14 protein-coding genes and 1 riboswitch are annotated in these 14,369 nt (G+C 68.6%); of the genes, 8 read left to right on the forward strand and 6 right to left on the reverse strand.

Going from position 1 to position 14,369, the window contains the following annotated elements:
* Both RWO33_RS08935 and msrA read left to right on the forward strand, forming a co-directional pair.
* A partial coding sequence (locus RWO33_RS08935) for a redoxin domain-containing protein (protein ID WP_314104419.1) occupies positions 1-1,401 on the forward strand: 1,401 nt, incomplete at its 5' end.
* 14 nt (positions 1,402-1,415) lie between these two features.
* Positions 1,416-2,153 (forward strand): peptide-methionine (S)-S-oxide reductase MsrA, encoded by a 738-nt coding sequence (msrA, locus tag RWO33_RS08940; protein ID WP_314104422.1) that lies wholly within the window; start codon positions 1,416-1,418, stop codon positions 2,151-2,153.
* A gap of 45 nt (positions 2,154-2,198) precedes the next feature.
* Here msrA and RWO33_RS08945 read toward each other — a convergent pair whose 3' ends face one another.
* Entirely contained in the window at positions 2,199-3,725 is a 1,527-nt protein-coding gene (locus RWO33_RS08945) for a hypothetical protein (protein WP_314104425.1), read from the reverse strand.
* A 60-nt stretch (positions 3,726-3,785) separates the two neighbouring features.
* On the reverse strand, positions 3,786-4,484 hold the full coding sequence (bioD, locus tag RWO33_RS08950; protein ID WP_314104427.1) for a dethiobiotin synthase: 699 nt from the start codon (positions 4,482-4,484) through the stop codon (positions 3,786-3,788).
* 118 nt (positions 4,485-4,602) lie between these two features.
* Here bioD and RWO33_RS08955 point away from each other — a divergent pair, with 118 nt between their 5' ends.
* Together RWO33_RS08955 and RWO33_RS08960 are read left to right on the forward strand one after the other, a co-directional pair.
* Complete coding sequence (locus tag RWO33_RS08955; protein ID WP_314104429.1) at positions 4,603-5,085, forward strand: GAF domain-containing protein; 483 nt, start codon at positions 4,603-4,605, stop codon at positions 5,083-5,085.
* Entirely contained in the window at positions 5,082-5,447 is a 366-nt protein-coding gene (locus tag RWO33_RS08960; RefSeq protein WP_314104431.1) for a TfoX/Sxy family protein, read from the forward strand. The genes RWO33_RS08955 and RWO33_RS08960 overlap by 4 nt, the downstream gene beginning before the upstream one ends.
* Positions 5,448-5,525: 78 nt before the next feature.
* On the opposite strand, the gene RWO33_RS08965 is transcribed toward RWO33_RS08960, so the two are convergent.
* Positions 5,526-6,107 carry a histidine phosphatase family protein gene (locus tag RWO33_RS08965; RefSeq protein WP_314104432.1) on the reverse strand — a complete coding sequence of 194 codons (582 nt, stop codon included), beginning with the start codon at positions 6,105-6,107 and terminating at the stop codon, positions 5,526-5,528.
* A 143-nt stretch (positions 6,108-6,250) separates the two neighbouring features.
* Positions 6,251-6,477, forward strand: a riboswitch (cobalamin riboswitch).
* 118 nt (positions 6,478-6,595) lie between these two features.
* Here RWO33_RS08965 and btuB point away from each other — a divergent pair.
* A complete protein-coding gene (btuB, locus tag RWO33_RS08970) occupies positions 6,596-8,437 on the forward strand; it encodes a TonB-dependent vitamin B12 receptor (protein ID WP_314104434.1) in 1,842 nt (613 codons plus the stop codon).
* Between the two features lie 131 nt (positions 8,438-8,568).
* Here the strand turns inward: btuB and gph are convergent, their stop codons facing one another.
* Positions 8,569-9,219 (reverse strand): phosphoglycolate phosphatase, encoded by a 651-nt coding sequence (gph, locus tag RWO33_RS08975; RefSeq protein WP_314104437.1) that lies wholly within the window; start codon positions 9,217-9,219, stop codon positions 8,569-8,571.
* A gap of 193 nt (positions 9,220-9,412) precedes the next feature.
* Positions 9,413-10,315 carry a LysR family transcriptional regulator gene (locus RWO33_RS08980; protein ID WP_314104440.1) on the reverse strand — a complete coding sequence of 301 codons (903 nt, stop codon included), beginning with the start codon at positions 10,313-10,315 and terminating at the stop codon, positions 9,413-9,415.
* A gap of 97 nt (positions 10,316-10,412) precedes the next feature.
* Here RWO33_RS08980 and RWO33_RS08985 point away from each other — a divergent pair, with 97 nt between their 5' ends.
* The gene (locus RWO33_RS08985) at positions 10,413-11,051 is read left to right on the forward strand and encodes an NAD(P)H-binding protein (protein ID WP_314104443.1); all 639 of its coding nucleotides are present in this window, start codon (positions 10,413-10,415) and stop codon (positions 11,049-11,051) included.
* A 152-nt stretch (positions 11,052-11,203) separates the two neighbouring features.
* Here RWO33_RS08985 and dinB read toward each other — a convergent pair whose 3' ends face one another.
* Positions 11,204-12,286, reverse strand: a complete 1,083-nt coding sequence (gene dinB, locus RWO33_RS08990; RefSeq protein WP_145481410.1) for a DNA polymerase IV — start codon at positions 12,284-12,286, stop codon at positions 11,204-11,206.
* Positions 12,287-12,528: 242 nt separating this feature from the next.
* Here dinB and fabA point away from each other — a divergent pair, with 242 nt between their 5' ends.
* Together fabA and fabB are read left to right on the forward strand one after the other, a co-directional pair.
* Positions 12,529-13,044: a 3-hydroxyacyl-[acyl-carrier-protein] dehydratase FabA gene (fabA, locus tag RWO33_RS08995; RefSeq protein ID WP_314104449.1), complete on the forward strand. Its 516-nt coding sequence runs from the start codon at positions 12,529-12,531 to the stop codon at positions 13,042-13,044.
* Positions 13,044-14,252: a beta-ketoacyl-ACP synthase I gene (fabB, locus tag RWO33_RS09000; protein WP_145481408.1), complete on the forward strand. Its 1,209-nt coding sequence runs from the start codon at positions 13,044-13,046 to the stop codon at positions 14,250-14,252. The genes fabA and fabB overlap by 1 nt, the downstream gene beginning before the upstream one ends.
* Positions 14,253-14,369: the final 117 nt, after the last annotated feature.

Consider the following 14,369-nt stretch of genomic DNA (forward strand, 5'->3'; position numbering starts at 1 on the left):
CTGCTGATCGGGGCGGCCACCGGCCTGCTGTGGGCGCCGTGTGCCGGGCCGATCCTGGGCCTGATCCTCACCGGTGCCGCGCTGCAGGGCGCCAGTGTCGGCACCAGTGGCCTGCTGCTGGCCTACGCACTGGGCGCGGCGACCTCGCTGGCGCTGGCCATCTGGATCGGCGGCCGCGTGTTCACCGCGCTCAAGCAGCGCCTGGGCGCTGGCGAGTGGATCCGCCGCGGACTGGGCGTGGCGGCACTGCTGGCGGTGGTGGCCATTGCCATGGGCTGGGACACCGGCGTGCTGACCCGGCTGTCCACGGTCAGCACCGCAAGGCTCGAGCAGGGGCTGCTGGACACCCTGCCCGGCCCGGCGCCGGCGGCCGGCCCGGCGATGATGATGCGCACCGACGCCGCGGCGGGGACCGAACTGCCGGTGGAGGGCACCCTGCCCTCGCTGGCCGGCGCCACCGGCTGGCTCAACAGCCCGCCGCTGAGCGTCGAGGGCCTGCGCGGCAAGGTGGTGCTGGTGGATTTCTGGACCTACTCCTGCATCAACTGCCTGCGCGCGCTGCCGTACGTGCGCGAGTGGGAGCAGCGCTACCGCGACCAGGGACTGGTGGTGATCGGCGTGCATGCACCGGAGTTCGCCTTCGAGCGCAACCTGCGCAACGTGATGGGCGCGGTGGAGGACCTGAAGATCACCTACCCGGTGGCGATCGACAACGACTTCGCGATCTGGCGCGGCTTCAACAACCGCTATTGGCCGGCGCATTACTTCATCGACGGCCAGGGCCGGATCCGCGCCCACCATTTCGGCGAAGGCAACTACGCGCAGTCCGAACAGATCATCCGCCAGCTGCTGCGCGAGAACGGCGCCACCCTGCCGGACGAACCGCAGGCGATGGCGATGGCGGCGGCGAATCCACGCGACGGCGTGGAGCGCCAGGCCGACATGCGCAACCTGAAATCGCCGGAGACCTACCTCGGCCACGCGCGTGCGGAAAACTTCGCCTCCCCCGGCGGGCAGCGCGCCGACCAGGCCGCCGACTACGCGGTGCCTGCCAGCCTGCAGCTCAACCAGTGGGCACTGGGCGGACGCTGGACCGTGGGCGATGAAGACGCCCAGCTGCAGCAGGCCGGTGGACGCATCGCGTTCCGCTTCCACGCCCGCGACCTGCACCTGGTGTTGGCGCCGGGCGCGGACGGCAAGCCGGTGCGCTTCCGCGTGCGCCTGGATGGGCAGGCCCCGGGTGCAGCGGCCGGGGGCGACATCGCCCCCGATGGCAGCGGCACCGTTGGCGGGCACCGCCTGTACCAGCTGATCCGCCAGTCCGACGACGTGCGCGAACGCACCTTCGAAATCGAATTCCTCGATCCCGGCGTGCACGCCTACGCCTTCACCTTCGGATGAATCAGGAGCACGCCATGCGACTTTCCGTCGACAAACTGGTGGCCGGTGGCATTGCCGCCGTGATCGCCGCCCTTACCGTCACCGCGGTGCTCAGCCTGGAACGCCCCGCGCATGCGGCGCCGGCCGAGGCGGTGGTGGCCGTGCCGGCGCCGCGTGGCGCGGCCAATCCCACCCTGCCGGGCAAGCGCGCCCAGGTGGTGTTCGCCGGGGGCTGTTTCTGGGGCGTGCAGGGCGTGTTCCAGCACATCAAGGGCGTGGACAACGCGGTGTCCGGCTACATCGGTGGGCGCCCGGCCGACGCGAATTATTCGCGCGTCAGTGGCGGTGGCACCGGCCATGCCGAAGCGGTCCAGGTCACCTACGATCCCAGCCAGGTGAGCTACGGCCAGCTGATGCAGGTGTTCTTCTCGGTGGTGCACGACCCGACCCAGCTCAACCGGCAGGGTCCCGACCGGGGCACCCAGTACCGCTCGGCGGTGTACGCCGACGACGCCGCGCAGCGCGACGCCACCCGCGCCTATATCGCCCAGCTGCAGCAGGCGCGCGCATATGCCGCGCCGGTGGTGACCACGGTCGACGGCGGCGCGCCCTTCCACGCCGCCGAGGGTTACCACCAGAACTACCTCACTCTGCACCCGGAGTCGTTGTACATCCGCATCAACGACCAGCCGAAGGTGGCGGCACTGCAACGACTGTACCCGCAGCTATACCGCGAGAAACCGCGGCTGGTGTCGACCCTGTCGGCACGCTGATGTGGGTCGGCAGCGGGGCAGAGCCCCGCTCTACGGCGTGGTGCGTCACCCGGTCGGTGCGCGCGCGGCCATCGCGGCCAGCTGCGGCAACGCCCGGGGGCTGTACACCACCTCGAAGACCTGGCGCTGGCCGGGCGCTACCTGCACGCTGACCAGCGCGCGGCCGATGGTCGGGTCCGGATCGCGGCGGATGAACCAGTAGGGCTGACTCCCCTGCGCGGGTGCCGGCACGCCATGAACGCGGCGCAGCGTCACCTTGCTGCCATCGCCGATCAGTGGCTTCAAGGCCTGGGTGACTGCAGCGCGCGGATTCCGGGCGAGATTCTCCGGCCTGACCTGGTAGGCCAGTCCGCCCATCTGACGCGGCGTCACTGGCATCTTCAACGCGACAACCGGCGCACCCGGTTGAGCGGGCCCGTTCCCTTGCACCGGCGAGGTGCGCGGGACAGGCCGCGGCTGTGGCGCAGGCGCCCCAGCCGGTGGCGGCGACCGACGTGGTCCGCCCGGCTCCACTGCCTGCGCCAGGTGCAGGGGCTGCTTCCTGTACGCGTCGATCAGTGCGTCCAGCGCCGGTCCGTGCGACGGGATCACCACCCGCTGCAGGCCCTTGCTGAAGAGCCGAACCGCATCGACCGCGGCGCACGCCAGCGCGTGCTGGTAGAGCGGATCGACCGCAGCGTCCTGCGCGCGCGATGTCCTGGAAAACAGACCGCTGCCGGGCAGCAGCAGGATGAAGGTGTCCACCTCGTGTCTGGCGGCATTGGCCATGGCATGCGCGAACTGGCGCAGCATGCCGGCGTACAGCGCCTTTGCATCGAAGTCGGGTTGGCCGCGACGATCGAGCGCGGCGATGGAGATCATGTCGTAGCTGGGCCCGGTACTGGACGGCGCCGCGAATGAGGCGCCGAGCAACAGGTCGCGCTGCGCCTCCAGCCGTTCCCCGGGCGTGCCGCGGACATCGCACAGCGCCTGCAGCACGGACCGGTCATGCCGCAACTGCACGCCGGGGGAGTATAGCTGGCGCTCGCCGGCGTGCTCCAGCCCCAGCGGATAGCCAGTGGCCACGTCCAGGCTGGCCTTGGCGCCCTGCCCCAGCACGCACAGCGCTTCCTCGGCGGGCATCCTCTGGTGGTTGAACCAGTCCACGCCCAGGCCGCCGCCACGGTGGCGGCTGTCGGCCGGATTGATGATCGCAACCCGACCGGCGCCTGGCGTGCCCAGCAGCTTGATCAGGCAATCCACGGCGTTGTTGCCGACACGCACGAACTGGGCGGTGGCGCCGGTCGGAACCGGCAGTTGGGTGCAGGCGGTAACCTCGGGCGGGGTGACGTGCAGACCGCGCTCCTGCTGGCGCACGCGCTCGAACAGGTGGTTGATCCGGGCGTTGATTGAATCGCCACGCACGGGTTGGCGCGGTGCGGCCTGCTGTACCGGCCCGTTGCGCAGGCGGTGCAGGGCCAGCCGGGGCGGCGCTGCCGCGGTGGGCGCTGCCCTGCCTGCATCCGCGTGCGTGCGGGTGGGCGTGATGAACCGATGGGCGGCAATCGGGGCCCCCTCTGGAGAACGAGGCATCGCGGGGGTAACCAAGGCTGGGCGGCCCGCGATAGTAGGTGTCTATCGTCCGACCGGCCTTCAGAATTCCTGCATGGGCAGCGTCAGGGCCTCGGCCAGCCGTGCCGGATCCGCGCCCGGTGCATGCGGCAGGCGCCCCCAGAACGGCAGCGGCAGCCGCGCCTTCAACAGCGCGACATTGTCGTCGATGCGCTGCATCTGCGGGTCCACCTCGTTGGCGATCCAGCCGATGCAGGTGGCGCCGCTGGCGGCGATGGCCTGCGCGGTCAGCCGTGCATGGTTCAGGCAACCCAGCCGCAGGCCCACCACCATCACCACCGGCAGCTGCAGGGCGTGGACTAGGTGCGCCTGGTCCAGCGTGCTGGACAGCGGCGCCAGCCAGCCGCCCACGCCCTCCACCACCACGGTGTCGGCCTGCGCCCGCAGCCGTGCGAAGGCCGCTTCGATGGGCTGCAGCGACACGGTCACGCCGGCGGCGGCGGCGGCCAGTTCCGGGGCCAGCGGCAACGCCAGCGCATACGGGTTCAGGTCGGCATAGGCCGGGGCCGGGTCGCTGGCCGCCAGCAGCGCGGTGGCGTCTTCATTGCGCAGGCCCTGCGCGGTCAGCTCGCAGCCGCTGGCGACCGGCTTCATGCCCACCGCACGCCGGCCGGTCTGGCGCAGCGCGTGCAGCAGGGCGCAGCTGCTGAAGGTCTTGCCGATGCCGGTGTCGGTACCGGTGACGTAGAAGGCAGCAGGCACGGGGGCAAGCGACGACATGGCCGGTCCAGTCAACAGGGGCGCCCATTATCGGTCCTGCAAAAGCGGCTGCGCAGCGGAATCGCTGCGTTCCGCGCCCGGGCGGCCCGCTGCCGGCTGCACTTGCTAGACTTCGGCCATGTTCGATACCTCCACGCTCACCGGCAGCAAGCCGGAACAGTACAGCCAGCTGCTGGCCCAGGCCCGCGCCCTGGTGCACGGTGAACGCGACCGCATCGCCAATGCCGCCAACCTGTCGGCGCTGGTCTACCACGCCCTGCCGCAGCTGAACTGGGTGGGTTTCTATTTCTACGATGGCAAGGAGCTGGTGGTCGGCCCGTTCCAGGGGCTGCCGGCCTGCGTGCGCATTCCGCTGCACAAGGGCGTGTGCGGTGCCGCCGCCTCGCAGCGGGTGACCCAGCGCATCGAAGACGTGGACGCCTTCCCCGGCCACATCGCCTGCGACTCGGCCTCGCGCTCGGAACTGGTCGTGCCGCTGGTCAAGGGCGACACCCTGATCGGCGTGTTCGACCTGGACAGCCCGGTGCTGGCCCGCTTCGATGCCGATGACCAGGCCGGTCTGGAAGCGATCGCGGCGGTGTTCGTCGAGGCGCTGGGATGAGCGCGAAGCTGCGCAACATCGGCCCCAAGAGCGCCGCCTGGCTGCGCCAGGTCGGTCTGCGCACCGCCGAGGATCTTGTCGCCGCCGGCGCCGTGGGCGCGTTCGTGAAAGTACGTCGCGCCGGCTTCAAGCCCAGCCTCAACCTGCTTTACTCGCTGGAAGGCGCGCTGCAGGACTGCCACTGGCAGGACCTGCCGGAAGCGCGCCGCACCCAGCTGGTGGCCGAGTACGAAGCGATCATCGCCGACAACCCGCTGAAGAAGGCGCCGCCCGCGTCGGGCCCGGTGTACGACCGCACGGTGGCCAACGATGACGACAGCGATGAAGTCCCGTTCGAATCGGACAACGAAGACCGCACGTAGCGCCACGCCCTGCGTGGCTGCATGAAGCCGGCACCGCGCGCAGGTCCGGCACCGCGCGCAGCCACGCAGGGCGTGGCTCTACGTCGCCTGTTGCAGCTCGAGGAGCTCTCCCCACAGTTCACCGTCTTCGCGCTCCACCCGCAGGCGCACGCGCGTGCCGTGGTCGATCCGCAGCGCCCAGCACATCGCCATCGGCAGGCCGCACACCTGCGACAGCACCATGCGCAGCGGGCCACCGTGGCTCACCACCAGCGTCGGCGCCGGCTCGGGGTCGTCGAGCAGCCGATGCAGCGCACGCGCGATGCGGCGCTCGAAGTGGCCCCAGCTCTCGCCATGCGGCGGCGGGTTGGCATGCGGGTCGAGGTGGAAGGCCTGCAGCGCCTGCATCGGCAGCGCCTCCAGCGGCTGACCGTCCCAGTCGCCGAAATCCAGCTCTTCCCAGTCTTCGTCGCCGATCACCTCCAGCCCGCGCGGCAGGGCCAGCGCCGAGGCCGTGGCCAGCGCGCGTTCGCGTGGCGAGCTCAGCACGCGCTCCCATTCCAGCTCCGCATAGCGGGCGCAGATCCGGTCGGTGCTTCCCGCTTCCAGTGGTGGATCGGTACGGCCATCGAGGTAGGCATCGCGGCCAGTGGTGGCGTGCCGGACCAGGTCCAGGATCATGCCGGCGGGAACCGGCGATGCTGCCGGCCAGGATGCTGCAATCCGATCTGTTTCATGCGAACCACGTAGTAGAGCGAGGCGCATTCTAACCGCTGCGCGGCTGCCACCGCCTGCGGCCCGCGCCCGCACGCGGGGTTTGCTCTACACTGCGCGCACTTTCAGGTGACCTGCGGCGCATGCCGGCAGGTTGAAACGGGAAGCCGGTGACGCAACAGGTCCTGCCTGCTGCCATTCCGGCGCTGCCCCCGCAACGGTAAGCGTGTAAACGCCAGGCAAGACGTCACTGTGCGCAGGCATGGGAAGGCGCCTGGTGCGATGGTCCGCCATCAGCGCGCAAGCCCGGAGACCGGCCTGGAAGACGACTGGTTGCGATGCGGCGGGCATGGCGGCGGCAGGCAGTGCCGTGCGCGCCGCCACCGTCGCGTGCCTTCCGTTGACCACCGCCCCCCACTTTGCCGCGCGGGCGTGCGCGGTGCATGGAGTCACCGATGAAGCTGCAGATCCAGACCCTTTCCCTTGCCATGCTGGCCGCGCTGCCGCTGCTGGCCGCCGCACAGGACGATGCCAGCGCGCTTGACACGATCCTGGTCACCGCCACGCGCACCCCGATTTCACTGCAGGACAGCATTTCGCCGGCGCAGGTGATCGACCGTGCCGAGATCGAGCGCAGCCAGGCGCCATCGCTGCAGGACCTGCTGCGCGGCCGCGCCGGCATCAACCTCAACAACAGCGGCGGGCTGGGCAAGCAGAGTTCGCTGTTCCTGCGCGGCACCAACTCGGCCCACACCCTGGTGCTGGTGGACGGCGTGCGCATCAATACCGGCGACCTCGGCCTGGCCATGCTGCAGGACCTGCCGCTGGCGCAGATCGAGCGCGTGGAAATCGTGCGCGGACCGCAGTCCAGCCTGTACGGCGCGGACGCGATCGGTGGCGTGATCCAGATCTTCACCCGGCGCAATGCCGGCGCGTTCGCCCCGCACCTGCAACTGGGCGGCGGCAGCAACGGCCTGCGTGAAGCCAGCGGCGGCTTCGGCGGTACCGGTGCACGCGGCTGGTTCGGCACCGACATCGCCTACCAGCACACCGACGGCATCAATGCCTGCCGCGGCGATGCAGCCACCTTCGCCGGCTGCGGCGCCGACGAGCCCGACCGCGACGGCTACCGCAACCTGTCGATGAGCCTGCGCGGTGGCTACAGCCTGACCGACACGCTGCAGGTGGAAGGTACCGCGCTGCGCGCCGAAGGCGAGAACCACTACGACGGCTACTACAACTACTCCGAGACGCTGCAGCAGGTGCTGGGCGGCAAGCTGCGCTACACCCCGGGCGAGCGCTTCGCGCTCACCGTGAATGTCGGCCGCGCCGACAACGAGTCGGACAACTACAACGACAGCACCTGGCTCGGCGCGGCGCAGACCCACCGCGACAGCGCCTCGGTGCAGGCCGACGTCGGCGTCGCCGAGGGCCAGCTGCTCAGTGCCGGCGTGGACTGGAGCGAGGACAACCTGGACGGCAGCAGCGCCGGCTATCTGGTCGACAGCCGCGACAACACCGGCGTGTTCGTGCAGTACCAGGGCCGCTTCGGCGCGCACCACCTGCAGGCCAGCGTGCGCAACGACGACAACGAGCAGTTCGGCAACCACACCACCGGCAGCCTGGGCTGGGGCATGGAGCTGGGCAGCGGGTTCCGCCTCAACGCAAGCTACGGCACCGCGTTCAAGGCGCCGACCTTCAGCGACCTGTATGACCCGTGGAGCGGCGTGCCGGGGCTGGACCCGGAGGAATCGAAGAGCGCCAACGTCGGTATCGCGCAGCAGGGCGAGGGCTGGCGCTGGGGCCTGGACGTGTATGAAACGCGCATCGATGACCTGATCACCTATGACGCCACCACCTTCATGATGACCCAGGTGGAGAAGGCGCGGATCCGCGGTGCGGAACTGACCGGCGCCATCGCCCTCGCCGGATTTGATGTCAGTGCCCAGCTCAGCCACACCGACCCGCGCAACCGCACCGACGGCAGCGCGCAGTTCGACAACTGGCTGGCCCGCCGTGCTCGTGACACCGCGCGCCTGGACATCGACCGCAGCTTCGGCGGCTTCCGCGCCGGCGTGACCGCCACGGCTGCCGGCAAGCGCTATGACAACGCCGACAACACGGTGCGCCTGTCCGGCTATGGCACCGTGGACCTGCGCCTGGAATATGCGATCAGCCGCGACTGGTCGGTGCTGGGCCGGGTCAGCAACGTGTTCGACCGCGACTACGAAACGGTGGCCTGGTACAACCAGCCGGGCCGTGAGTACCGTTTGAGCGTGCGTTACCAGCCGAAGTGATCGGGCGTTGGCCGGCATCGCGAGGTGCCGGCCAACGGCCGGCGCTACCGGGTGTGCGCGCAGCCACGGCCGCGGGCGTCCCGCGCACACGGTAGGTGCCGACCGTTGGTCGGCACGGCACCACGGCCGCGCTACAACCCGGGCAACGCCCGCAGGTCGTCCACCACCGCCACCGCGTCCACTGTCTCCAGGTCCAGCCCACGCGGATACCCATAGCGCACCAGCGCCACCGGCATGCCCGCGTCCACCGCGGCGCGGTAGTCGGTGATGGAATCTCCGACCATCAATGCGTCAGTGGGTGCCACGTCGAACGCAGCTGCGATATGCCGCAACGGCACCCCGCTGGGCTTGCGCTCGGGCAGCGAATCGCCGCCCAGCAGCATCTTGAAGTAGTCCTGCACACCAAGATGCGCCAGCAGCGGCGCGACCATGGCCGAGGGCTTGTTGGTGCAGATCGCCAAGGCCACGTTGCGCGCGCGCAAGGCTTCCAGCGCCGGCACCACACCGTCGTACAGCCGCGGGCTGCGCAGCAGGCAGGCTTCGTAATGGCGCATGAAACCGGGCATTACCCGGGCCAGGTCGATGTCGCTGCCCGCAGCGGTGAAGGCCTGCTCAACAAGGCGCCGAACGCCATCTCCGATCCAGGTAAGCACCGTGGCCTCAGGCACGCGCGGCAGCTGCCAGTCTTCCAGCGTACGGTTGAGCGCCTCGGCGATATCCGGCGCGCTGTCGACCAGCGTGCCGTCCAGGTCAAAGATCACCAGCGGATAGGGATAGAGCAAGGGAAGGGTCGCCTCTGAAACATGGGGAACACCGATTGTAGAGCCACGCCCTGCGTGGCTGCGTGCAGCCGGGCACCGCGCAGACACGCATGGCGTGTCCCTACACCATCGCGACAGACCACGCGTGTCCGCCCGCAGGTACAGCGTAGCGACACGCCATGCGTGTCCCACGCAATGCCCGGATCAAGACGCATCAGATCCGCGCCAGGAACTCCTCCCCCGAAAACCGCTCCACCAGGAAATCCAGGAAACTGCGCATCAACGCCGGCAACTGCCGCCGCGACGCATACACCGCGTGGATGCCCATTTCCTCCACCTCATACTCCGGCAACACCGCCACCAGCTCACCCGAACGCAGCAGCGGCGCGATCTGGTACGTCGGCAACATCGCAATACCCGCCCCCGCACGTACCGCCTCCAGCAGCAACGACGCCTCGTTCGCACTGATGTTTCCCCCCACCGCCACCGAAATCGCGCGCCCATGCCGCTGCAGCTGCCACACGCTCTTGCCCACGTAATGATGGGTAAGACAGTTGTGCCCGGCCAACGCATCGGCACTGGTCGGCGTGCCCCGCTCGGCCAGGTACGACGGCGCCGCGCACAGCACCGACCGGCACGGCGCCAACCATCGCGCGATCAGGCTCGGGTCGATCGCACGCGAAATCCGCACCGCCACATCCACCCGCTCCTCCACCAGGTTCACCACCCGGTCCACCAGCAACAACTCCACCCGCGTCAGCGGGTGCCGCCGCACGAACTCGGCCACCGCCGCCGCCAGGTGCAGCTGCCCGAACGACACACTGGCCGTCACCCGCAGCAGCCCATGCGGCTCCGGGTTGTCGCTGGCCACCTCACCCTGCAGCTCATCGCCAATGGCCAGCATCTGCCGGAAGCGCAGCAGCGCCGCCTCCCCCGGCCCGGTCAGGCTGATCCGCCGCGTGGTCCGGTGCAGCAGCCGCGCCCCCAGCCACGTCTCCACCTCCGCCAGGTACCGCGTCACCATCGCCCGCGACATGTCCAACGCCTCCGCCGCCGCAGTCAGGCTGCCGCGCTCGGCCACCTCCACGAACACATGCATCGCAGTAAGACGGTCCATTTGCTCGATCCGCGCAACAAATTAGGCCGTTATACGCGGTTTTTCGTCCGGTTTCAGAGGCATATTCTGGCCTTCCTCCCTCAACGGAACCCGACCCATGAAGATCGCCCTCATCGGTGCCACCGGCAACATCGGCCGTGAAATCACCCGCCAGGCCTTGGCCCGCGGCCATCAGGTCACCGCCGTCGTACGCCGCGAAACCGGCCTTCCCGCCGAACTCGACGGCGCCCAGCTGGCCGTCGCCGCCCTCGACGACACCGACGCCCTCGCCGCCGTGATCGCCGGCCACGACGTACTGGCCAGTGCGTTCGGCCCGCGCCCGGGCGACGACCCGTCCACCGTCACCACGGTCACCGCCGCGCTGGTCAAGGCCGCACGCCAGTCCGGCGTGCCGCGCTTCCTGATGGTGGGCGGCGCGGGCACCCTCGAAGTGGCCCCCGGCGTGCAGCTGGTGGACACCGAAGGCTTCCCCGATGCCTACAAGCCGGTCGCCCTCGCCGCCCGCGAAGCGTTCAACCTGCTGCAGAACGTGGATGACCTGGACTGGACGTTCTACTCCCCCGCCGCCGAGATCGGCCCGGGGCCGCAGAAGGGTGGTTTCCGTACGCAGGCAAAGCAGTTCCTGGTCGGCGCCGATGGGCACAGCCGGATCAGTTATGCCGATTACGCCGATGCGTTCGTGAGTGAAATCGAGAAGCCGCAGTACGTGCGGACGATTGCGACCGTGGCGTATTGATAAAGAGTGGTGATGCGCGCGTGTGGGGATTTTCATGCCCCACCGCGCGTTGCATTGCCATCGGCGGTCGATCGGGATGCGACCCTACCGATGCAACGTCGCTGTTGCTGGTGTAGTTGCTGTTGAACTTGCAGTCCCCTCATGGAACGCAATCAACCAGAATGGTCACCATCAAACAGCCCCATCTGGCTGACCGGTTCGCGCTCACGGAACCCGCCCAATCCAACGCCCACCAGGCGGTAGCGCGTCTCTGACGGCAGGTCCACCCGCGCGCGCAGTGCCAGCGCGATATCACGCAGTTCTTCCAGCGTTTCCGGCGGCGATTCCGGCGTGAAACTGCGCGTGATGATCCGGAACTGCGACGTCTTCAACTTCAGCACCACCGTGTGCCCGATCCGGTCCGTCTTGCGCGTCGCGTTCCACGTCTTGCCCGCCAGTGCCACGATCGCCGGCTCCAGTGCCTCCAGCGGTAGATCCTCCGCGAACGTGTCCTCCGACGAAATCGACTGCACCGGCTGGTCCGGTTCCACCGGGCGCTCGTCGATACCGCGCGCACGCCGGTACAGGCTTGCCCCGAAACTGCCGAAGCGCCCCTCCAGCTCCTCCAGCCGCAACCCGCGCAGATCGCCTACCGTCACGATGCCAAGCTCCGACAGCTTGCCCTCCATCACTTTCCCCACCCCCGGCACCCGCTTCACCGGCAGCGGCGTCAGGAACTGCTCGATGCGGTGCGGCGGCACCACGAACTGACCGTCCGGCTTGCGCCAGTCCGACGCGATCTTCGCCAGGAACTTGTTCGGCGCAATCCCCGCCGACGCCGTCAGCTGCGTTTCCTCACGGATCTGCGTGCGGATCAGCGTCGCGATTTCCGTCGCCACCGTCATCCCGCCCTTGTGCACCGTCACATCCAGATACGCCTCGTCCAGCGACAACGGCTCCACCAGGTCCGTATGCCGCAGGAAAATTTCCCGCACCTGTCGCGACACCGCCTTGTAACGCACGAAATCCGGCGGCACGAACACCGCATCCGGACACAGCCGCTCCGCCCGCAACGCCGGCATCGCCGAACGGATCCCGAATACCCGCGCCTCGTACGACGCCGCGCACACCACCGAACGCGCCCCCTTCCACGCCACCACCACCGGCAGCCCGCGCAGCGACGGATCGTCGCGCTGCTCCACCGACGCGTAGAACGCGTCCATGTCGACGTGGATGATCTTGCGTTGTGCGGACACGGCGGCAGCTCAAGGGGTATGGCGGCAGGAACAGATGAACAAGATTACAGCCACACGCCTGGGTATGGTCTTTTCATAACAACGACATGCGTTTTTCAAGCTGAAAACACTACGCCGGCGTACGGTTAAAACGTTTGATTGAATGCAAATTACTCTGCACTCTTGGGCACTTTCAACAGCAACAATCCGCCGCGCCCCGCGCCGGCAGCCCCGATGTCCACTTCTCCAGGATTGCGTTTTCCATGACTCGTCTCCACGCGTTCTCGCGCGAACAGCTGCTGGCCAGTGCCCGTGGCGAACTGTTCGGGCCGGGCAGCGGTCGCCTGCCCAACGACCCGATGCTGATGTTCGATCGCATCACCGACATCCGCGATGAAGGCGGTCCACACGGCAAAGGCTACGTGCGCGCGGAACTGGATATCCGCCCCGACCTGTGGTTCTTCGGCTGCCATTTCATCGGCGACCCGGTGATGCCCGGTTGCCTGGGCCTGGATGCCATGTGGCAGCTCACCGGCTTCTACCTGACCTGGCTCGGCGCACCCGGCCGTGGCCGTGCACTGGGCTGCGGTGAAGTGAAGTTCACCGGCCAGGTCCTGCCCGACGCCAAGCGCGTCAGCTACGAAATCGACATCACCCGCGTCATCAACCGCAAGCTGGTCATGGCGCAGTCCGACGCCCGCATGCTGGTCGACGGTCGCGAAATCTATACCGCCAAGGACCTCCGCGTAGGTCTGTTCACTTCTACCGAGAACTTCTGATGCGTCGCGTCGTCATTACCGGAATGGGCATCACCTCGTGCCTGGGCAACGACCTGGACACCGTGTCCGCCGCCCTGCGTGAAGGCCGCGCCGGCATCCGCAACCTGCCCGACCATGCCGAAGCCGGCCTGCGCAGCCACGTCGGCGGCAACATCGAACTGGACCTGGACGCGCAGATCGACCGCAAGCTCAAGCGCTTCATGAGCGATGCCTCCGCCTACGCCTACATCGCCATGCGCGACGCCATCGCCGACGCCGGCCTGGACGAAGCCCAGGTGGCCAACCCGCGCACCGGCCTGATCGCCGGCTCCGGCGGTGGGTCCAGCCAGTGGCAGGTGGAATCGGCCGACATCCTGCGCGCGCGTGGCGTACGCAAAGTGGGTCCGTACATGGTGCCGCGCACCATGTGCTCCACCGTGTCGGCCTGCCTGGCCACCGCCTTCCAGATCAAGGGCCTGAGCTATTCGCTGTCCGCCGCCTGCGCCACCTCCGCGCATTGCATCGGCGCCGCCGCCGACCTGATCCGCCACGGCGCACAGGACGTGATGTTCGCCGGTGGCGGTGAAGACCTGCACTGGTCGATGAGCGTGATGTTCGACGCGATGGGCGCGCTGTCCACCCGCTTCAACGACACCCCGGCCACCGCATCCCGTCCGTACGACAAGGACCGCGACGGCTTCGTCATCGCCGGTGGCGGCGGCATGCTGGTGCTGGAAGACTATGACCATGCCGTGGCGCGTGGCGCGCGCATCTACGCCGAGCTGGTCGGCTACGGCGTCACCTCCGACGGTGCCGACATGGTCGCCCCGTCCGGCGAAGGCGCGGTGCGCTGCATGAACATGGCGATGCAGAACCTGAGCGCCCCGATCGACTACCTCAACACCCACGGCACCTCGACCCCGCTGGGCGATGTCACCGAACTGAAGGCGGTGCGCGAAGTGTTCGGCGAAGCGATTCCGCCGCTGTCTTCGACCAAGGCGCTGTCCGGCCATTCGCTGGGCGCGGCGAGCGTGCACGAAGCGATCTACTGCCTGCTGATGATGCGCGACGGTTTCATTGCCGGTTCGGCCAACATCGGCGAACTGGACCCGGCGGTGGAAGGATTCCCGATCGTGCGCGAAAGCCAGGACGTGCAGTTGAACACGGTGATGTCCAACAGCTTCGGCTTCGGCGGCACCAATGCCGCGCTGGTGTTCGGGCGGGTGTGATCGCCGGCGACGTCGACATGAAAAACCCGGCCACGTGCCGGGTTTTTTTGTGGGGTTACGAGCGGAATGATGCGGAAATCCACATGGAATGCCGGAGGGAATGACGGGTGGAATTCC

Source organism: uncultured Stenotrophomonas sp. (genome assembly GCF_963519925.1).
GTDB classification, from domain to species: Bacteria; Pseudomonadota; Gammaproteobacteria; order Xanthomonadales; family Xanthomonadaceae; genus Stenotrophomonas; species Stenotrophomonas maltophilia_AE.